At 68.4% G+C, this 20,471-nt stretch carries 18 protein-coding genes; 10 read left to right on the plus strand and 8 right to left on the minus strand.

The window, feature by feature from the left end:
* Positions 1–150 precede the first annotated feature (150 nt).
* From AC1HIL_RS26010 to AC1HIL_RS26050, 9 genes are all read left to right on the plus strand, one after another.
* Positions 151–942: an SDR family oxidoreductase gene (locus AC1HIL_RS26010; protein ID WP_479670366.1), complete on the plus strand. Its 792-nt coding sequence runs from the start codon at positions 151–153 to the stop codon at positions 940–942.
* 49 nt (positions 943–991) lie between these two features.
* Positions 992–2,257: a branched-chain amino acid ABC transporter substrate-binding protein gene (locus AC1HIL_RS26015; protein ID WP_398492072.1), complete on the plus strand. Its 1,266-nt coding sequence runs from the start codon at positions 992–994 to the stop codon at positions 2,255–2,257.
* Positions 2,258–2,373: 116 nt separating this feature from the next.
* On the plus strand, positions 2,374–3,315 hold the full coding sequence (locus tag AC1HIL_RS26020; protein ID WP_208509039.1) for a branched-chain amino acid ABC transporter permease: 942 nt from the start codon (positions 2,374–2,376) through the stop codon (positions 3,313–3,315).
* A 17-nt stretch (positions 3,316–3,332) separates the two neighbouring features.
* Positions 3,333–4,625, plus strand: coding sequence for a branched-chain amino acid ABC transporter permease (locus tag AC1HIL_RS26025; RefSeq protein WP_479670367.1), 1,293 nt, complete (start codon positions 3,333–3,335; stop codon positions 4,623–4,625).
* Positions 4,622–5,377, plus strand: a complete 756-nt coding sequence (locus tag AC1HIL_RS26030) for an ABC transporter ATP-binding protein (protein ID WP_057594875.1) — start codon at positions 4,622–4,624, stop codon at positions 5,375–5,377. Before AC1HIL_RS26025 ends, AC1HIL_RS26030 begins: the two co-directional genes overlap by 4 nt.
* The gene (locus AC1HIL_RS26035; protein ID WP_057594876.1) at positions 5,374–6,093 is read left to right on the plus strand and encodes an ABC transporter ATP-binding protein; all 720 of its coding nucleotides are present in this window, start codon (positions 5,374–5,376) and stop codon (positions 6,091–6,093) included. The genes AC1HIL_RS26030 and AC1HIL_RS26035 overlap by 4 nt, the downstream gene beginning before the upstream one ends.
* Positions 6,094–6,131: 38 nt before the next feature.
* Positions 6,132–7,073 carry a 3,5-dioxohexanoate:acetyl-CoA acetone transferase gene (kce, locus tag AC1HIL_RS26040; protein WP_208509043.1) on the plus strand — a complete coding sequence of 314 codons (942 nt, stop codon included), beginning with the start codon at positions 6,132–6,134 and terminating at the stop codon, positions 7,071–7,073.
* A gap of 40 nt (positions 7,074–7,113) precedes the next feature.
* Complete coding sequence (locus AC1HIL_RS26045) at positions 7,114–8,016, plus strand: SDR family NAD(P)-dependent oxidoreductase (RefSeq protein ID WP_422096458.1); 903 nt, start codon at positions 7,114–7,116, stop codon at positions 8,014–8,016.
* Between the two features lie 137 nt (positions 8,017–8,153).
* Entirely contained in the window at positions 8,154–9,932 is a 1,779-nt protein-coding gene (locus AC1HIL_RS26050; RefSeq protein ID WP_479670368.1) for a tannase/feruloyl esterase family alpha/beta hydrolase, read from the plus strand.
* A gap of 69 nt (positions 9,933–10,001) precedes the next feature.
* Here AC1HIL_RS26050 and AC1HIL_RS26055 read toward each other — a convergent pair whose 3' ends face one another.
* The 7 genes from AC1HIL_RS26055 to AC1HIL_RS26085 all read right to left on the minus strand — a co-directional run bounded on the left by AC1HIL_RS26055 (position 10,002) and on the right by AC1HIL_RS26085 (position 17,624).
* Complete coding sequence (locus AC1HIL_RS26055) at positions 10,002–11,075, minus strand: hypothetical protein (protein WP_479670369.1); 1,074 nt, start codon at positions 11,073–11,075, stop codon at positions 10,002–10,004.
* A gap of 132 nt (positions 11,076–11,207) precedes the next feature.
* Positions 11,208–12,980 carry an Ig-like domain-containing domain gene (locus tag AC1HIL_RS26060; protein ID WP_479670370.1) on the minus strand — a complete coding sequence of 591 codons (1,773 nt, stop codon included), beginning with the start codon at positions 12,978–12,980 and terminating at the stop codon, positions 11,208–11,210.
* Between the two features lie 218 nt (positions 12,981–13,198).
* Positions 13,199–13,849 carry a DNA-3-methyladenine glycosylase I gene (locus AC1HIL_RS26065; RefSeq protein WP_479670371.1) on the minus strand — a complete coding sequence of 217 codons (651 nt, stop codon included), beginning with the start codon at positions 13,847–13,849 and terminating at the stop codon, positions 13,199–13,201.
* A 55-nt stretch (positions 13,850–13,904) separates the two neighbouring features.
* Positions 13,905–15,041 carry an acetylornithine deacetylase gene (argE, locus tag AC1HIL_RS26070; protein WP_479670372.1) on the minus strand — a complete coding sequence of 379 codons (1,137 nt, stop codon included), beginning with the start codon at positions 15,039–15,041 and terminating at the stop codon, positions 13,905–13,907.
* Positions 15,042–15,048: 7 nt separating this feature from the next.
* On the minus strand, positions 15,049–15,774 hold the full coding sequence (locus AC1HIL_RS26075) for an alanyl-tRNA editing protein (protein ID WP_479670373.1): 726 nt from the start codon (positions 15,772–15,774) through the stop codon (positions 15,049–15,051).
* 24 nt (positions 15,775–15,798) lie between these two features.
* A complete protein-coding gene (locus tag AC1HIL_RS26080; RefSeq protein WP_479670374.1) occupies positions 15,799–16,695 on the minus strand; it encodes a DMT family transporter in 897 nt (298 codons plus the stop codon).
* Positions 16,696–16,784: 89 nt separating this feature from the next.
* The gene (locus tag AC1HIL_RS26085) at positions 16,785–17,624 is read right to left on the minus strand and encodes an AraC family transcriptional regulator (RefSeq protein ID WP_057592812.1); all 840 of its coding nucleotides are present in this window, start codon (positions 17,622–17,624) and stop codon (positions 16,785–16,787) included.
* Between the two features lie 86 nt (positions 17,625–17,710).
* On the opposite strand from AC1HIL_RS26085, the gene AC1HIL_RS26090 reads away from it, so the two are divergent.
* Positions 17,711–18,073 carry a VOC family protein gene (locus tag AC1HIL_RS26090; RefSeq protein WP_479670375.1) on the plus strand — a complete coding sequence of 121 codons (363 nt, stop codon included), beginning with the start codon at positions 17,711–17,713 and terminating at the stop codon, positions 18,071–18,073.
* Positions 18,074–18,137: 64 nt separating this feature from the next.
* Here the strand turns inward: AC1HIL_RS26090 and acpA are convergent, their stop codons facing one another.
* Positions 18,138–20,360 (minus strand): acid phosphatase, encoded by a 2,223-nt coding sequence (gene acpA / locus AC1HIL_RS26095; RefSeq protein ID WP_479670376.1) that lies wholly within the window; start codon positions 20,358–20,360, stop codon positions 18,138–18,140.
* Positions 20,361–20,471: the final 111 nt, after the last annotated feature.

Genomic DNA, 20,471 nt, shown 5'->3' on the forward strand with positions numbered 1-20,471 from the left:
CGATGGCGATCGCGAGCACCGCATCACATCGGGAGGGGGTCGCCAGTGTGCGCGACGCACATAGTTTTGAAGCGGTGCTTTCAAGACACTGACCGTGAAGCGAGAGCGCCATGGCGCCCGCATGGACACAACGAGACACCACAGGAACCCATGAGCATCATCGATTCACTGCGGCCCGCGCCTGGCCTGCGGGTGCTGATCAGCGCGGGCGCGTCCGGCATCGGCGCGGCCATCGCGCTGGCCTTTCGCGAGACCGGCGCGCGCGTGCATGTCTGCGACATCGACCGCCTCGCGCTCGACCGCATGGCACGCGAGGCGCCCGAGATCACCTCGAGCATGGCCGACGCCTCGGTGCCCGAGGACGTGGCGCGCGTGTTCGACGACGTGGAGGGCGCGCTCGGCGGGCTCGACGTGCTCGTCAACAACGTCGGCATCGCGGGCCCCACCGGCGCGCTGCAGGACCTGCAGCGCGGCGACTGGGAGCGCACGGTGGCGGTCAACCTCAACAGCCAGTTCTATTTCGCGCAGCGCGCGATCCCGCTGCTCAGGCGCTCGCAGGCCAACCCCTGCCTGATCGCGATGAGCTCGGTCGCGGGCCGGCTCGGCTATCCATTCCGCACGCCCTACGCATCGACCAAGTGGGCCATCGTCGGCCTCATGAAGTCGCTGGCCATCGAGCTCGGCCCGCATGGCGTGCGCGTCAACGCGATCCTGCCGGGCACGGTCGAGGGCGAGCGCATGAACAGCGTGATCGGCGCGCGCGCCGCCACCGCGGGCGTGTCGGTCGAGGCCATGCGCGCCGAGTACCTGCAGAAGATCTCGCTGCGCCGCATGGTCACGCTCGACGACGTGGCGGCGATGGCGCTGTTCCTCTGCTCGCCCGCGGCCCGCAACCTCACGGGCCAGGCGATCAGCGTCGACGGGAACATGGAATACCTCTGAACGCCGACGAGCGGCCCACCCCTTTTTTTCAAGAAGCATGGAGACATCAATGCGCACATCCGCCCCCTTCCCCCTCTCGTTCAACGCCGCCGCGTCGGCCCTGGCCTGCTCGCTGGCCCTGCTGTCGGCAGGCGCCTCCGCCGCGCCCGTGAAGATCGGCGTGCTCGAAACGCTGTCGGGCCCGCAGGCCTCGTCGGGCCAAGCCTACCGCACGGCCGTGCGCTTCGCCATCGACCAGATCAACGCGGCCGGCGGCTGGAACGGCGAGCCGGTGCAGCTGCTCGAGTACGACAACCAGGGCGGCCCCGCGGGCGCGGCCGACAAGCTCAAGGCGGCCGCGGCCGACGGCGTGCAGCTGATCGTGCAGGGAGCCTCCTCGGCCATCGGCGGCCAGATCACCGAGGACATCCGCAAGTACAACCTGCGCAATCCCGGCAAGGAGATGATCTACATCAACGTGGGCGCCGAGGCGCTGGAGCTCACGGGCGAGAAGTGCAACTTCCACCACTTCCGTTTCAGCGGCGACGCGCAGATCCGCACCAAGGCGCTGGTCAGCGCGATGAAGCAGGCCAACGCGCTCGGCACCCGCGTCTATTCGATCAACCAGAACTACTCCTGGGGCCAGGACATGGAGCGCGCCATCGTCGACAACGCATCGGCCGGCGGCTACCAGGTGGTGGAGAAGACCCTGCACGACGTCAACAAGGTGCAGGACTTCGCGCCCTACGTGGCGAAGATCAGCGCCGCCAAGGCCGACTCGGTGCTCACCGGCAACTGGTCGAACGACCTGCTGCTGCTGATGAAGGCCTCGAAGTCGGCCGGCCTCAAGGTGCGCTTCGGCACGGTCTTCCTCGACCAGCCCGGCAACATCGCGAACGCGGGCGATCTCGCGGTCGGCCATTTCGTGGCCCACACCTTCAACGCCGAGGCCGCCGGTGCCGAGGGCGAGCGCTTCGTGGCCGACTACAAGGCCAAGACCGGCCACGCGCCGGCCTTCATCGAGCCGCAGACCGTGTTCGGCATGGCGATGGTGGCCGATGCGCTCAAGCGCACCAAGCCCGAGAACGGCGCGCTCAACGTCAACGCGCTGGCCCGCGCGATCGAGACCGCGAAGATCAAGACCCCGATGGGCGAGATGAGCATGCGCGCCGCAGACCACCAGGCGCTGCTGCCGATGGTGGTGTCGACCGTGACCAAGGACGCGCGCTACAAGGCCGACGACACCGACATGGGCTTCAAGCCGGTGAAGCGCTTCACGGCCGAGGAAGCCTCGACGCCCGCGCAGTCGAGCTGCGCGATGAAGCGCCCGGGCTGAGCGCCCGCGCGCTCCCCTCCCCGGGGCCGCGCCGCGCGGCCCCGTTCCCCGAATCCCCTCCCCGGCGGGACGCGCGCGTCCCGCCGGCGCAGCCTCGGCTGCTCGCAAGGACACCCATGGACCAGCTCATCGTCTCGCTCATGAACGGCATCGTCTACGGACTGCTGCTGTTCATGGTGTCGGCCGGCCTCACGCTCATCTTCGGAATGATGGGCGTGCTCAATTTCGCGCATGCCTCGTTCTACATGCTCGGCGCCTACTTCGCCTACACGCTGCAGGGCACCATCGGCTTCTGGGCCGCGGTCATCGCCGCGCCGATCCTGGTCGGCCTCATCGGCGTGGTGGTCGAGCGCTTCTTCCTGCGCCGCGTGCACCACCACGGCCATGCGCACGAGCTGCTGCTGACCTTCGGCCTGTCGTTCATCATCGCCGAGACCATCAAGCTGTTCTTCGGCAACTTCCCGGTCGACTACCGCATCCCGCCCACGCTCGACGTGCCGGCCTTCGCCATCGGCGGCGCGCAGTACCCGGCCTACCGCCTGCTGATGGGCGGCATCGCGATCGCGATGTTCGTGGCCATCTACCTGCTGCTCACGCGCACCCGCGTCGGCATCGTGGTGCGCTCGGCGATCTACAAGCCGCGCATGGCGGAGGCGCTGGGCCACAACGTGCCGCTGGTGTTCATGGGCGTGTTCGGCGTCGGTGCCGGCCTCGCGGGCCTGGCGGGTGCGGTGGCCGGTGCCTTCTACACCACCAACCCCAACATGGCGCTCGAGCTCGGCGTGATGGTGTTCGTGGTGGTGGTGGTCGGCGGCCTGGGCTCGCTGGGCGGCGCGATGCTGGCCTCGCTGCTGATCGGCGTCATCACCTCGCTGGCCGTGGGCATCGACCGCAGCCTGGCCGACCTGTTCGCGCTGGTCGGCGCGGGCGACTGGGCGCGCGGCGTCGGCGGGCTGATGACGCTCAAGCTCTCGAGCCTGTCGGCCACCATTCCGTTCGCGCTGATGCTGCTGATCCTGCTGGTGCGGCCGAGCGGGCTGATGGGCGAGAAGAACTGAGCGGGAGGGCCGAGACGATGAAGACCACCCTCTCCCTGCTCGCCGCCGGCGTCGCGCTGCTGCTGGCCCTGCCCTTCCTGCTGTCGCAGGGGCTGCTCAACGCGGCCATCCAGATGCTGATCGCCGCGCTGTTCGCGAGCGCCTACAACCTGCTGTGCGGCCAGGCCGGCATGCTGTCCTTCGGCCACGCGGCCTACTTCGGCGTCGGCGCCTTCGGCACCGTGCATGCGATGAACGCGCTCGGCGGCGCCGGCCTGCTGCCCACGCCGCTGATGCCGCTGGCGGGCGCGGTCTGCGGCCTGGCCATCGGCGGCATCGCGGGCTGGTTCGCGACCCAGCGCAGCGGCACCTACTTCGCGATGATCACGCTGGCCATCGCCGAGCTGATCCATTCGCTGGCGCCGCACCTCAAGGGCCTGTTCGGCGGCGAGGCCGGCGTGTCGACCATGCGCATGCCGGCCTGGGGCTTCGGCTTCGGCTCGACCACCGAGGTCTACTACCTCACGCTGGGCTGGGTGCTGCTGTCGCTCGCGCTGCTGTACCTCTACACCCGCACGCCGCTGGGCCGGCTGACCTGCGGCCTGCGCGAGAACAGCCACCGGCTGCGCTTCCTGGGCTACAACGTGCACGGCCTCGGCGTGCTGGTGTTCGCGGTCTCGGCCATGTTCTCGGGCATCGCGGGCGGGCTGCAGGTGGTGTCGAACGAATCGGCGAACTACGTGGTGTTCGATCCCGCGCTGTCGGCCGCAGTGGTGCTCAACACCTACATCGGCGGCGTGCAGGTGTTCCTCGGCCCGGCGCTGGGCGCCGCGCTCATGACCTTCTTCGGCTACGCCGTGTCGGACCTCACGCGCTCGTGGCTGCTCTACCAGGGCATCTTGTTCGTGCTGGTGATGATGTTCATGCCGGCCGGCCTCGCGGGGCTGGTGGGCACCACCGCGCGGCTGCGCCAGCGCTTCGGCCTGGCCCGGTTGCTGCCGGTGGCGGCGTTGGCTATCGGCGCGGCGCTGCTGCTGAGCTTCGGTGGCGCCTTCGCGATCGAGATGCTGCAGCGCGCCTTCTCGCAGGACTACCGCTCGCTCGCCAACCTGCAACCGGGTGGCGGCTGGCCGCCGATCCAGTTCCTGGGCCGCGCCTGGCTGCCGCTGTCGTTCGCGACCTGGGCCGTGCCGCTCGCGCTGCTCGCGGTCGGCGGGCTGCTCGCGCGCTTCGCGCGGCAACGGCTGCGAACCCTGGCCCAGCGCGAAGCCGAGGCTCCCCTCGCGGCGCAGGCCGCGCCCCTCGCCGAGCGCACCGGAGGCGCCGCATGAACGACCCGATCCTGAGCATCCGCGGCCTGCGCAAGTCCTTCGGCCCCACCGAGATCATGCGCGGCGTCGACCTCGACCTGCTGGGCGCCGAGCGCCATGCGCTGATCGGCCCCAACGGCGCGGGCAAGTCCACGCTGTTCCACCTGATCTCGGGCCAGCTCGCGCCGACGGCCGGCAGCATCCAGTTCGACGGCCAGTCGATCGCCGGGCGCACGCCGCAGGCCATCAACCGGCTCGGGCTCGCGCGCTCGTTCCAGATCACCAACATCTTTCCCAAGCTCACCGTGTTCGAGAACATCCGCCTCGCGGTCATGCGCCGCCATGGGCTGCAGTACGTCTTCTGGCGCTTCATCGACCGCGACCGCGCCATCCGCGAGGAGACCGAACGGCTGCTCGAACTCGTGCGCCTGAACGCGCGCGCAGCGACGATCGCGGGCGAGATGGCCTATTCGGAACAGCGCTCGCTCGAGATCGCGATGACGCTGGCGTCCGACCCGAAGGTGATCCTGCTCGACGAGCCGATGGCCGGCATGTCGACCGAGGAAACCCACTACACGGCCGAACTGATCCGCGAGGTCACGAAGGGCCGCGCGCTGATGATCGTGGAGCACGACATGGACGTGGTGTTCTCGCTGAGCGACCGCATCAGCGTGCTGGTCTACGGCCAGGTGATCGCCACCGGCACGCCGCAGGAGATCCGCGCCAATGCCAGCGTGAAAGAGGCCTATCTCGGCGAGGAGGTGGCGGCATGAGCACGACCGATACGCTGCTGAGCGTCGAGGACCTCCACGTCCATTACGGCAAGAGCCACGTGCTGCACGGCGTCGACCTGCGCGTGGGGCGCAACGAGGTCATCAGCCTGCTCGGGCGCAACGGCTCGGGCCGCTCCACCACCATGAAGGCCATCATGGGCCTGGTGCCGCCTTCCGCGGGCAGCATCCGGCTGCGCGAGCGCGAGCTGGCCGGCGCGCGGCCCTATGCCGTGTGCCGCGCCGGCATCGGCTACGTGCCCGAGGAGCGCGAGGTGTTCGCCAACCTCACGGTCGACGAGAACCTGCGCATGGGCGAGCAGCGCGCCGTGCCCGGCGCGCACCGCTGGACCGTCGAGCAGATGTTCGACTACTTCCCGCGCCTCAAGGAGCGCCGCAACACCAAGGCCGGCAGCATGTCGGGCGGCGAGCAGCAGATGCTGACCATGTGCCGCTCGCTGCTGGGCAATCCGCTGCTGATGCTGATCGACGAGCCCACCGAGGGCCTGGCGCCCAGGATCGTGGCGCAGGTCGGCGAATGCATCGTCGACATGCACCGCAAGGGGCTGTCGGTGGTGCTGGTCGAGCAGAAGCTCGCCATTGCGCTCAAGGTCTCGACCCGGGTCTGCGTGATGGGCCACGGCCGCATCGTGTTCGAGGGCACGCCGCAGGCGCTCAAGGCCGACCAGCAACTCGTCTCGGAGTGGCTCGCGGTCTGACGCGGCGCCACCCCTCCTTCATCCCTTCCACACATCCCATGGCAAGCACCCAAGACAAGGTCATCATCTCCTGCGCGGTCACCGGCTCGGTCCATACGCCGAGCATGTCCGAGCACCTGCCGCTCACGCCCGACCAGATCGCCGAGCAGGCGATAGAGGCCGCCGAGGCCGGCGCGGCGATCCTCCACCTGCATGCGCGCGATCCGGTCGATGGCCGCCCCTCGGCCGATCCCAAGGTCTTCGACCAGTTCGTGCCGCGCATCAAGGCCGCCACCGATGCGGTGATCAACATCACCACCGGCGGCAGCACGCGCATGACGCTGGCCGAGCGGCTGGCCTACCCGCTGCAGGCCAAGCCCGAGATGTGCTCGCTCAACATGGGCTCGATGAACTTCTCGATCCACACGGCGGCGCGGCGCATCGCCGAATGGAAGCACGACTGGGAGCAGCCCTACGTCGAAGGCATGGAGGACCTGATCTTTCGCAACACCTTCCGCGACATCAAGCACATCCTGCAGGTGCTCGGCGAGGACTGCGGCACGCGCTTCGAGTTCGAGTGCTACGACGTTGGCCATCTCTACAACCTCGCGCACTTCGTCGACGAGGGTCTCGTCAAGGGTCCGCTGTTCATCCAGAGCATCTACGGCATCCTCGGCGGCCTCGGGCCCGATCCCGAGAACCTCGTGACCATGCGCGCCACGGCCGACCGCCTGTTCGGCCGCGACGGCTACCGCTTCTCGATCCTCGGCGCGGGCCGCCACCAGATGCCGCTGCTCACCATGGGCGCCGTGATGGGCGGCAACGTGCGCGTGGGCCTGGAGGACAGCCTCTACCTCGCCCGCGGCCAGCTCGCGAAATCCTGCGCCGAGCAGGTGCGCAAGATCCGCCGGATCCTCGAGGAGCTCTCGCTCGAGATCGCGAGCCCCGACGAGGCGCGCGCGATGCTGGGCCTCAAGGGCCGGGACGCGGTCGCGTTCTGAGCCCCGCTCCCCCTTTTTTCTTCATTCATCGGGAACAGCAATGAACAAGACACTGGACGGCCGCGTGGCCATCGTCACCGGCGCGGGCAGCGGCCTGGGCCGCGCCCATGCGCTGGCGCTCGCGCGCCACGGTGCACGCGTGGTGGTCAACGACGTGGCCGGCGCGCACGAAGGATCGCCGGGCCGCGCCGTGGCCGACGAGATCGTGCGCGCGGGCGGCAGCGCCATCGCGGACGGCGGCGACGTCACCGACTTCGCGGCCATGGAAGCGATGGCCGCGCGCGCCGTGGCCGAATGGGGCCGCATCGACATCCTCGTCAACAACGCCGGCGTGCTGCGCGACAGGAGCTTCTCGAAGATGACGCTCGAGGACTTCCGCCGCGTGATGGACGTGCACCTGATGGGCAGCGTGCATGCGGTGAAAGCCGTGTGGGAGACCATGCGCGCGCAGCGCTATGGCCGCATCGTGATGACCACCTCCTCCTCGGGCCTGTACGGCAATTTCGGCCAGTCGAACTACAGCGCGGCCAAGATGGCGCTGGTCGGCCTGATGCAGACGCTCGCGCTCGAGGGCGAGCGGCAGGACATCCGCGTGAACTGCCTCGCGCCCACCGCCGCCACCGCCATGACCGAGGGCGTGCTGCCGCCCGAGGCGCTGGCCCGGCTGCAGCCCGACTACGTGAGCCCCGGGCTGGTCGCGCTGGTGGGCGAGGACGCGCCCACGCGCACCATCCTGCTCGCGGGCGCGGGCAGCTTCGAGAGCGCCCACCTCACGATGACGCGCGGCATCTTCATCGACGGCAGCGACTACACCGCGGCCGAGGTCGCCGCGCGCATGGACGAGATCCGCGACCGCGCCGACGAGCGCGTGCCGGGCACGGGCTTCGAGCAGTACCAGTGGGAGCTCTCGAAGGCCGGCTTCGAGGTGCCGCTGCCGCACTGAGGGCGCCTGCTCAGGGTTTACGCGGCATGGGCCGCGCACACAGGAACGCGGCCTGCTGTGTCCGGCCCGCACATTGGATTCGGGACCCGCGCGCGCGAGACTTCGCCGCGTCCCAACACCAACGACATCGGAGACCCATGACATCCAGCCATCGCGACATCGTCCTGGCCGTCGCCGCCTGCATCGCCGTCAGCGCCACGCTCGTGGGCTGCGGCGGAGGCGGTGGCGGCAACGGCTTCCTGCTGCCCATCTCGGGCAGCCAGCCGCCCGCGCCCCCACCACCGCCGCCCCCGCCACCCGCTCCCCCGCCATCGAGCGCCGCGCTGAGCTGCGAGCAGTTGCCTGGCCTGAGCGTGCCGGCAGCGGCCATCGGCCTGCCGACCTCGGGCGCCACCGTCACGGCCACCAAGACCGTGCCGGCCGCCGGCACCGGCGTGGCCGCGCTGCCCGAGTACTGCGAGGTGTCGGGCAAGATCTCGCCGGTCGACGCCAGCGCGCCCGACATCCGCTTCACCGTGGCTTTGCCCACGAGCTGGAACCGCAAGGTCGTGATGTTCGGCGGCGGCGGCTTCAACGGCAGCATTCCCAGTGTCAAGGGCAACGTGCCCAACGGTCCGGTCGACCAGCCCGTGCCGCTGGCCCGCGGCTATGCCACCTTCGCGAGCGATTCGGGCCACCAGGCCAATGCGCTCGGCTCGCAGGACGGCCGCTTCGGCCTCAACGACGAGGCCGTGCGCAACTTCGGCGGCGATGCGCTCAAGAAGACGCACGACGCGGCGCTCGCGATCGTCCAGGCACGCTACGCGGCCAGCCCCTCGAAGTCCTACTTCGCGGGCGGCTCCACCGGCGGGCGCGAGGCCGTCACCGCCATCCAGCGCTGGCCGGCCGACTGGGACGGCGCCATCGCCTGGTACCCGGCTTGGAACGACGCCGCCGCGCTGCTCGGCGGCCACCGCATGAGCCGCGCGCTGGCGCAGCCCGGCGCCTACCCCAATGCCGCCAAGCGCGAGCTGCTCTACAACGCCGCCATGGAGGCCTGCGACGCGCTCGACGGCGTGGCCGACGGCCTGATCAGCAACCAGACGCTGTGCAACGCGCGCTTCGATCCGACGACCGCCATGCTCAAGGGCGCGCCCGTGCGCTGCGCGGGCGGCGCCGACACCGGCAACAGCTGCCTGTCGGATGCGCAGATCGCGGCCATGAAGAGCATCAACACCGCGACCAATTTCCGCTTCGCGCTGGCCAGCGGCGAGACCCAGTACCCGGGCTACAACATCTGGGGCGCCGATCCCGGCATCAGCACCTGGACCTCGCCACTCGAGCCCACCGTGACCTTCCTGGCCTTCGGCAGCGCGCAGCCCACGCGGCCGATGCCGGCCAACGCGCCCTACATCAGCGTGCTGACCGACCAGTGGATCAAGTACTCGGTGACGCGCGACGCGAACTTCGATTCGCTCTCGCTCGACCCCGAGGACCCGGGCCCCTGGGCCAGCCGCATCAGCGCGCTGAGCACCCAGCTCGACGCCAGCACCGACATCTCGGCCTTCAAGGCGCGCGGCGGCAAGCTGCTGCTCGCGCACGGCCTGGCCGACGTGCTGGTGAGCACGCGCGCCACCGAGCAGTACTACCAGCGCCTGCAGTCGCGCTGGGGCCCGTCGGAGGTCGACGGCTTCGTGCGCTACTACGAGGTCGCGGGCCTGGGCCATGCGGTCAGCAGCGTGTTCAACGCCACCTGGGATTCGCTGACCGCGCTCGAGGGCTGGGTCGAGAAGGGCACGGCACCAAGCAACCAGGTCACGACCGATACCGCCGGCGTGCCGGGGCGCACGCGGCCGCTGTGCGACTACCCGAAGTGGCCACAGTACAAAGGGTCGGGGGATGTGAATCTGGCGGGGTCGTTCCAGTGCGTGAATTGAGGCGCTGAGACCCTCCAAAAAAAAATGGCCCGATGTCGGGCCATTTCTGCGTGGAAGCGGTTGTCGGACTCAATAGTTGCTCATGATCGAGAACGCGTACAGGTCGCCGCAAAGAACGCCCTGGCATTGCGCGGAAGCCGAGTAGATGATCTTCTGCGCCGGCTCCGACGACCCCGGGCCCGTGACCCTGTCGGTCCCCGAGGCGTAGTTGTCGATGAAGAAGGCCCTGCCGCGGCTCGCGTTGTCCTTCAACTGGGCCAGGAATGCCGACGCATCGGCGGGACGATCGGCGATCCAGTAGCTGAACTTCGGCGTCTGAGCCTTGTCCTTCACGTAGAAGGCCTTCGCCTCGCCGCTCTTCAGATAAGCGATGAAGTTGAACCGGAATCCCCGCGAGCCCTGGGCATTGAGCTGCGCGATGAAGTCGGCATCCTTTCCGGCTCTCGGCAACATCTCGTACTGGAAGGCCCCGTTGCCGGCATTCTCGTAGACGCTCTGGATGTTGAAACGACCGTCCGGCAGCGGTGCGAAGTGCTTTTCCCCGACGTATCGATTGCCCTGCGCGCCCTTCGCATTGAGCTGTGCCAGGAATCCATCGAGGCTCACCGGATCGTTGTTGGGATCGGTATTGGAATTGTTCCTGCGCAAGCTCGTTTCCAGGGTGTAGCTGTACCAGGCACTCACCGCGCTGTTGCGCTGCAATGCCCCGTCGTTGATCAGCTTGAAGCCATGGGCACCCCGGGCATCGATCTGCGTGAGGTAGTCGGCCTGCGACAGCCCCACGTCCAGGAATTCGACGATGTACTTGTCCGTCGCCTTGGTGTCCTTCGACAGCAGGCGCTTCGCATCGGTCTTGAAGTTGGGCGAAGTGACCCAGCGGAATCCTTTGCCTCCTTCCGCATTCAGCGCGGCAAGCAGCTTCACCGGATCGAATTCATTGGTCAGCAGCTCGAAGTCCAGCGACAGGGCGGGCAGGACGGGATCCTGCGGCACCGGATCGGGGTTGGTGGCCGGTGGCGGTGTGTTCGGCGTGACCGCGATGGGCGCGATCGGAAAGCCGCCACCGCCTCCACCGCCGCCCCCACAGGCGGTCAACGTGGCCAGCAGCACGATGCCGAACGCGCGGTATGTGTTTTTTCTCATCCTCTTTCTCCTCTTGGTTTGTTTTGCGAACTGCTTGGGGCATCCCCGAGGATCGGATCCCCCCGGAGATGCTTCGTCCATTGTTCAGACAGCTATGCGAATGCGCTTCGGAAGCCGTCAGGGCGGCGCTAGCTACTTGAGCCGAGCGGCACGAATCGCTCCGTCGCTGCGGAACTCCGCCGGTTCCATCCAGGTTGCCGCGATGGAACCATCCGACTGCACATCCAGCGAGGTGGTTATCGCAGGTGTGGCACCCGTGGCGCTCACGCGAAGTGGGGTACGCCAGCCTTCGCCTGCCACATAGCGTCTTGAGAAAGTACCCTCTTGCTCTCCTCCATAGCCCGATTGGTAGACGCCCCACAGCGCCATCAAGTTGCCATTGCGGTCAGCCACCAGGCTGGGAAGACGATTCGAGTAGTAGGTGCCATGCGTCGTGCTGACGGTCGTTGGGGTGTTCCAACCCGAGCCGCCGGTGTACCGGCGATAGACGATCTCGCTGCCGTACTCTGAGCGGTACTGCTGCCAGATAGCATGAAGATTACCTGCGTTGTCGGCCACGAGCGCCTGATTGAAGGCGTGACCGCCGTCCTCATTTTCGAGCAGTGCCGGAGGGGTCCAGTTGCCACCTGGTGCCGAGAGAACGCTCCACCACAGGTCGAAGCGATACGGCCCCCCGACGTAGATGAACGAATTCCACAATGCCATCACCTGGCCCGAACTGGAAACAGCGAGTTTCGGTCCGTACGGATCGCCCAATCGGCTCGCCCCCAGAGACACCGCAGGCTGCCAGCCGCTTCCGACTTGATAGCGCGCGACCCAGACCGGTGCTTCGCTGGCTCTTTGGACCCACAACACATAGGCATTGCCTGCGGCATCCACGGCCACCTGAGGCTGCTCGGCCTGGTCGTAGATGCCGATGTTGGCCGAGCTACCCAGTCGGACCGGCTTCTGCCAGCCACCGGACGGTGTGAAGCGGGCGCCCCAGATATCCGAATTGCCGTACTGCGATTCGAGCTTGCCCCAGACGGCAAAGGCATTACCTTCGGCATCGACCGCGAGTGAAGCGGGATAGCCTGTGTTGATGGTCGTGCGGTCCAGCTGGGTCGGCGCCTGCCAGCCGACACCCTTCACGAAGCGCGATGACCAAACCTCTGCGCCTGTTCCGTCCAATTGCATCCAGAGGGCGATGCCGTTTCCTTGACTGTCGAAGCGGATTTGAGGGAAGAGGGCGTTGTAATTTCCAGGCGTACTCAACCTGCTACCACCGCTCCAATTGCCGTCCGAGCTCTGCACTGCCGTTCGGATTTCGAAGAAGCCGCCGAGGGGCCGACTCGTCCAGGCGACCACCATGTTTCCCTGCCCGTCCTGGGCGGTGACGGCATGGTCTGCAGTGGCCGTCGCCGGTTCGATCTCATGCGGAACGTCCCAACTCCCATCGGCCGTCCGGAACGACCAGGACTTCTCCGCGGCCAGGCTGTTGCCAGCCAAGTCCTTCAGGCCTGTCCCCGCTGTCACCGTGTAATTGGCCAGCAGATCCAGCGCCTTCGCCGGCGCGAACGAAATCTTGTGCTTCGTTACGTCGTAATTCAACGAGCCCGGAACTGCAACCCCCAAACGGGTAATGCGCAGATTGCTGTCGGTCACCGTCGTTGCAAGCAGGGCTTCGCTCAGGGTGGCCGATATCTCGGTGTTGCGGGGAACGTCGGTGCTGGCCGTGGGATTGAAGGCCACGACGCTTGGCGATGTCGTGTCGGCCGCGGGCGCCGGTGCGGGCGCGGGTGCCGGGGAAGGTGCCGGTGCAGGAGCCGGGAACAGAGGGAAGCCTCCCCCACCACCGCCACCACCACCACCGCACGCGGAAAGCAACGTCGCCACGCAGGCGACGGCCAATGACTTCTTCAACATGAAGGCTCCTCTTTGTAATTCGAAAACCGCGCCTCCCTCTCCGGAGCGCGTCGCGGATGTTAATCGCGTAAGTCCGTGCAATTAATCCGGCGTGTGCAGATCAGCGGATTTTTCTTATCTATTGCAAGCCGTCTGTTTGCAACAAGCAACCAAACAGGCACCCAGCGGCAAACCCGAATTGACGTCGCTCGGGGGCGAGAGCTGGGTCGACGTGCGATTCAGCCCGGCCACTTGAAGCGCTCGCGCGCCGCCTCCACCGCCGCGCGGCAGGCACAGCCCTCGATGTGGTCGTTGACCAGCCCCATCGCCTGCATGAGCGCATAGAGCGTGGTCGGGCCGACATAGGTCCAGCCGCGCTGCTTCAATTCCTTCGACATGCGCTGCGACGCCGGCGTGGTCGGGTTGGCGCGGTAGTAGGCGATGTCGACCACGGCCGGCCGGTCCTTCGGCGCGGGCTCGAAGCGCCAGAACCAGGCGCCCAGCGAGCCGGCCTCGGCGACCAATTCCTGCGCGCGCTTCGCGTTGTTGATCGCCGAGACGATCTTCGCGCGGTTGCGCACGATGCCTGCATCGGCCATCAGCCGCTCGATGTCCTTCTCGCCGAAGGCCGCCACCTTGTCGATCTCGAAGTTGGCGAAGGCGGCGCGGAAGGCCTCGCGCTTGCGCAGGATGGTGATCCAGGCCATGCCCGACTGGAAGCCCTCGAGACAGATCTTCTCGAACAGCGCGCGGTCGTCGCCCACCGGGCGGCCCCACTCGTTGGCGTGGTAGTCGGGCATCTGCGGGTGCCAGGCGCAGTGGCGCCGGCCGTCGGCGGACTGGATCAGGCCGTCGTCGTCGGCGGGAGAGGCATCGGGTGCAAGGTCCATGGGGGTGGCATTGTCGCGAAGTGCGCTCGCGCGTGCCTCGCCGGTTCCGGTCTTTCTATTCGCGCCGGCTCGCGCGCAACCGCTCGGCCACATCGCGCATCGCCCACGCCCCCACCGAGGCCATGAAGCCATCGGCCGCGCGCAACTGATCCGCCGCGATCCACTCGTCGGGCTGATGCGCCTGCGCGATGAAGCCCGGCCCGCACACCACCGTCGGAATGCCGGCCTGCTGGAAGAAGCCCGCCTCGGTGCCGAAGGGCAATTCGGCCTCGGGCCACAGCGCGCCGAGCGCGCGCGCGATCGCGACCGCCGGCTCGCTGCCCCGGGCCGACAGCGCGGGCACGCCCGCGACCTGCTCGGCCTCGACCTTCACGCCCGCGGGCAGGGCCGCGAGGATGCGGCGCACCGCGGCGCGCACGCGCTCGGCCGCGGCTTCGTCCTCGGGGCGGAATTCCCACAGCACCTCGCAGCAACCGGGCACGATGTTGATCGCGCTGCCGCCGTCGATGCGCCCGACATTGAGCGTGGCCACCTGCCCTTGCCGATCGAGGCTGCGGCGCAGCCGCGCGAGGCGCATGACCAGATGCGCCGCGGGTTCGATCGCGCTGGCGCCGAGCGAGGGATCGCTCGAATGCGCGGCCAGCCCGCTGAACAGCGCGCGATGGCCGAAGAAGCCGCGGTGCCGCACGCCGATGCGCATGCCGGTGGGCTCTCCGACGATCGCGAGCGCGGGCGCCTGCACGCGCGCCTCGAGGCTGTCGACGAGGCGCGGCACGCCGAGGCAGCCGATCTCCTCGTCGTACGAGAACGCGAGATGGATCGGGCGCTGCAGCCTGCCGCGTTGCCATGCGGGCACGGCCGACAGGCAGGCCGCGATGAAACCCTTCATGTCCGCCGCGCCACGGCCATGGAAGCGGCCCTCGCGCTCGACCAGCGCGAAGGGTTCGGAGCGCCACGACTGCCCCGCCACCGGCACCACGTCGCTGTGCCCCGAGAGCACCAGGCCGCCCGCCGCATCGGGGCCGATGCGCGCGAGCAGGTTGGCCTTGCACCCGTCGTCGCTGCGCACGAGGTGCGCATCCACGCCGTGCGCCGCGAGGTAGTCGGCCACCCACTCGATCAGGTCGAGGTTGGAGCGCTGCGAGGTGGTGTCGAAGGCGACCAGCGCGCGCAGGATCTCGACCGTGGTCATGCCGGCCCTATGCGGCCAGGCCGATGCGGATGCGGCGGTTGTGCTGCCCCTTGTTCTCGATCTTGAGGATGCGCAGCGGCGCCGACTGCGAGGTCTTCGTCAGGTGCGTGCCACCGCAGGCCTGCCGGTCGAGGCCCGCGATCTCGACGATGCGCGTCATGCCGTCGTCCTGGCGCGGCGGCGCGACCGAGCGGCTGCGCAGCAGGCCGGGCTCGCGTGCGAGCTCGTTCGCATCGAGGTAGAGGACGTTGACCGGCAGGCCGTCGCCGATCAGCGTGTTGAGTTCGGGCTCGAGCGCGCGCAGCGCGTTGTTGTCGGCAGCGGGCAGGTCGAAGTCGATGCGCGCCGTGCCGTCGGCGGCCATCTGCACGCCGGTCACCAGCGAGCCCTCGAAGCGCTGGTAGACCAGCGCGTTGAGGATGTGCAGGCCCGTGTGCAACTGGCTCATGAGGAAACGGAACTCGGGGTCCACGTTCGCGACGACGCGCTCCCCGGATCCGGGCGCGACCTCGCCTTCGGCCAGGCAATGCCAGGCATTGGCGCCTTCGGTCTCGATGCGGTCGATGCGCAACGCGCGCCCCTTCCACTGCAGCGTGCCGCGGTCGCTCAACTGGCCGCCACCGCCGGGATAGAAATACGAGCGATCGAGCAGCACGGCGTCGGGACGACGCGCGATGACGCCGGCTTCGAAGCGCAGGCAATCGGGTTCGAGGTGGCAGAGATAGGGTGACATCGGATCTTCGGTTTGACAGAGGGACTAGGAAAATCGCCGCGCGGTCACGATGCCGATCAGGATGATCGCGCCGCCCGCGAATTCGGTGAGGCTCAGGTACTCGTGGAACAGCCAGCCACCGAGCACCGTCGCGATCACGGGCTGCACCAGCAGCGTGATCGAGGACAGCGCAGCCGGCAGCTTGGCCAGCGCGTAGGCGATCAGGCCCTGCCCGCCCACGTGCGACACCAGCGCCAGCGCGAGCAGCATCAGCACGCCGTGCATCGTGTGGGGCACCAGCGATTCGCCGCGCAGCAGCGCGACCGGCAGCAGCACGACCAGCGTGCCGAGGCTGCTCCAGGCCATCACGCTCATGGTGCGGTAGTTGGAGCGCACGAGGCTGACCGCGAGCAGGTAGCTGCCGTAGAACACGGCCGACAGCAGGCCCAGCAGGTTGCCGGCCATGCGGCCCGAGCCGAAGTCGAGCCGGTGGCCGATCAGGAGAAAGGCCCCGGCCAGTGCGCACAGCATGCCGGCGAGGAAGCCGCGCTTGAACTTCTTGCCGAGGAAGATCCGCGCCCCGAGCACCACGAAGATCGGCGCCAGGTTCGCGAGCAGGTTGGCATTGGCGAGCGTGGTCAGCGTCATCGACCAGTGGTAGAGCGCGAGGTTGCCCGAGAAGATGAAGCCGACCAGCACCAGCCGGACCGGAAACGCCGGTGCGGTCCGGGGCGCGGGTTCGGCGCGCGCGGCCAGTGCGTCGAGCAGGAAGAAGACCGGCATCGCGAGCGCCACGCGATAGACCGCGCTGGCCGTGGGCTGCAGCTCGCTGTGGCGCAGGAACACCCCGCCCAGCGCCAGCGCGGCCGCGCCGAGCAGCAGTGCCGCGAAAGAGAGGAACTGGCCGCGGGCGGCGGCGGGAAGCGCGAGGGTCGTGGTCATGGTGCGTACGGTGGCGAAAAAGCCGAAGCCGTGGCACGCATCCTGGCCGGCGAACGCGCCGGCGTATTGGCGAAAATTGCGGGAAGCGCTCAGCCCTTGCGGGCGCGCACGTACTGCAGCGGCGTCATGCCGAAGGTGCGCTTGAAGTGCCGCGTGAGCGCGCTCTGGTCGTAGAAGCCGCTCGCGACCGCCGCGTCGGTCAGCGGCCGGCCCGCCGCGAGGTGGTGGATGGCGGCCCGGATCCGCAGCTGCGTGAGGTAGGCATGGGGCGTGAGACCGATGGTGCGGTTGAAGGCGCCGATCAGCTGGAACGGCGTGAGGTCGGCAACGGCGGCCATCCGCTCGAGGTTCAGGTTCTCCGCATAGGCGTCGTGCAGCAACTCCAGCACAGGCGCGAGCACGCGCGCGCCCGCGGGCGCCGGCAACGCGCGCCGCCCCGCCTGGGCATGGCGCTCGAACAGCGTTCCGAAGCTCTGCACGAACAGTTCCTGCCGGCGCAGCGAATCGACGGACCGAAGGTCGCCATCGAAGGCCTGGTGCAGCGCGAGGAAGCTGTCGACGAGCTGCGGGTCGTCGATGGCGTTCGACGCGAAATAACGGGCCTGGACCTGCCCCAGCGATGTCATCAGGTGCCGGATACCCGCATCGGCCAGATAGAAGGAGCGATAGCGCCAGCGCTCGCTGCCGGCCATGCGCCCCGAATGCGGCTCGGCCGGATTGAAGACCAGCAGCGAGCGCGGCTGCGCGATGCCGGTGCGGCCGCGGCTCGTGAACTCCGAGCCGCCGGCCTCGGTGACAGCGATCACGAAGGAGTAGTGCACATGCGGCGCGTACTCGTGGGTCCTGAAGTCCGCGTGCAGCAGGTCCATGCCCGGCAGGTCGGGGGCATGCCAGTAGCGCGAGGTGTTCAGGGGATCGAGCTTGGCCATCTGCGTGGGATTCGATCACCTCCGGCGAAGAAAGTCGATACGCCGCCCTTCAGCATCTCCTCAGCCCGGTCTTCTAGCATCGGGCGATGCTCTCCCCCATCGCTCCCCGCATCGGCGCCGTCTTCATCCCCGTCAGCGACATCCACGCCGCGCGCGACTGGTACTGCCGGCTGCTGGGCCTGCAGCCCGATGGCGAGGTGCTGTTCGGCCACATCTACGTGCTGCCGATGAACGGAGGAAGCGGCCTGGTGCTCGACAGCAAGGACTACGCGGGCCCGAACGACCGCAAGCCGCTGTTCCACTTCGCGACGCGCGACATCGTCGCGGCGCGAGACTTTCTCGCGCGCATCGGGGCAGCGCACGAGCAGATCGCCGACGGCGTGTTCGTGCGCTTCGAGGACCCCGATGGCAACCTGCTGATGGTGGCCGACGTGCCGCTGGCCAGCTGAAACCCCGATCCACCGGCTCGCGGCTTCAAGCCGGACGACGCGATGGCGCGTCGTCTCGCGCCGCTCAGGACTTCTTCGAGAAGTCCAGCGCGCCGGTCAGGTCGCCCATCGCCGGCAGGCCGTTCTTCACCAGCGCCTTGTCGCGCTCGACCAGCCCCGGCAGCACCGGCAGCGACCAGCGGTGCGTGATGAAGCGCAGGGTCGAAGCCGTGTCGTACTGCGTCTTGTCGACGAAGCCCTTCTTCGCGAAGTCCGACACGATGAGCGCGGGGATGCGGGTGCCCGGCCCCCAGCGGTCGGCCTTGGGCACGCGCGCATGGTCGTAGAAGCCGCCGTTCTCGTCGTAGGTCACGACCACCAGCATGTGCTTCCACTGCGGGCTGGCCTTGAGCTTGGCGATCACGTCGGCGATGTGGGCGTCGCCGTCGGCCACGCTGGCATAGCCGGCGTGCTGGTTCAGGTTGCCCTGCGGCTTGTAGAAGCTCACGGCCGGCAGCGTGCCGTTGGCGGCGTCCTTCAGGAAATCGGCGTCGAAGTCCTTGAGGTGGGCGGCGCGTGCCTCGGGATGCTGCACCGGATCGAAGGCGGCGTAGTAGTTGAAGGGCTGGTGGTGGAACTGGAAGTTCGGCGTCTGCGCGGCCGGCGGCACGGCGGCCGGGAACTTGCGGTCGCCCTCGGCGATGGCGGTGGTGCTGGCCCACGCGCCGCCGTACCAGGCCCAGCTCAGGCCCTTGGCCGTGAGCAGGTCGCCGATGGTGGCCTGCGTCTGCGGCGGCAGGGTGTTGGCCTTGGTCGGGTCGGCGTAGTGATGGGTCGCGTCGTTCGCCGCCGGTGCGTTGCTGCTCGGCTGGTACGGCGGCTGCATGGTGTTGACCGCGTAGAAATTGCCGGCGGCGTCCTTCGGCGTCAGCGTGTTGTCGTTCTTGTAGGTGGGCGCACCGTTGAGCACCGAGCTCGGCGCATTGTCGGCCGGCGTGAGACGCACGAAGTTGCCGTTGGCGTCGGTGTCGATGGCCGAGATGGTGGCCTTGGCCGGCGAGCTGTCGGCATCGGCATTCGGGTACAGCGGCGCGCAGGCGCACACCAGGTACTGGTGGTTCAGGAACGAGCCGCCGAAGGCGCCCATGAAGAAGTTGTCGGCCAGCGTGTACTGCTTCGCCACCTGCCAGAGCTGCATCCTGCTGCCGTCGTAGTAGCCCATGCTGAGGCCGCCGGCATCCGAGTAGGCGGTGAACTTGTCGTTCTTGCCGCCGTTGATCTGCATCTGGTTGTTGTAGAAGCGGTGCACCAGGTCGCGCGTGATGATGGTCTGAGGCACCACCGTTCCGGTGTTGTAGAAGCCCTTCGGGTCGTCGATCTGGAACATGCGGTTGGGCATGCCCACGGTCAGCGCCTGCGCGATCACGGTGGTCTGGCCGCTCGCGGTCACGCCGCCCCACACCGGCGGCAGGTTCGGCAGCGTCGCGCCGTCGAAGTCCTTCTGCGGCTCGGCCGTGCTGGCCGACGACGTCGGGTTCACGCCCGGAATGCCGTTGGCGCCCGGGAACAGGCCATAGAGGTTGTCGAAGCCGCGGTTCTCGGCATAGATCACGACCACGTTGGTGATGTCGTCGAGCGCGAAGCGGTTGCGCAGTGCCGCGACGAGGTCACCGCCGCTGCCGGCCTCGGCCACGGCCTCTGCGATGCGCTCGATCGACTGGTCGATCTCGGTCTGCAGCGCGGTCTTGACCTTGGCGTCGCCGACCTTGTTGTGGTCGGCCAGCAGCTGGCTCTCGCTCACTCCCAGGCGCGTGGCCAGCTCGGTGCGCGCGGCGGCGAGGTTGCCGCCGTTGGCATCCATCAGCGCGGCGAGCTCGGTGCTGATCGCATTGACCACGCCGTTGGCGCCGGCCGGCGCGCGGAACACCAGCGCCCGGGTCACGGCGCTCTCGACGCCGGTATCGGGATCGAAGCGCTTGCTGCCGGTGCCGATCTCGGCCACCACGGCGCCCTGCCCCGCGAGCGTGAAGGCGCCGTTGGCATCGGTGGTGGCGCTGGCTTCGCCCGCGTCGCAACGGCCGTTGTTGTTGGCGTCGATGCAGACCTTGGCGTTGCGGTAGTAGCTGCCCGTGACCACGCCCGCGGTGGTGGCGCCGCCGAAGAAGGGCAGGAAGCCACCGCCGTCCGACCCGCCGCCGCAGGCAACGACCAGCGCCGCCGCCGCGATGGCCGTGGGCCAGGGTTTGAAGTGGCTGGCGAAGGTGCGCGCCGAGGCGAGCGCACCGCTGCTGCGAGTGGAGGCGGTCATCATGTGTGCTGTTATGAGGTGTGGATGAACCGGGGCGGAAGCCCGGCCGCGCGATGCTCTCGGGGGCAGATGACAGCGGCGTTGCAAGCAAAGCTTTCGTTTGTCTTCCTA

The organism is Variovorax sp. ISS6 (assembly GCF_056523145.1).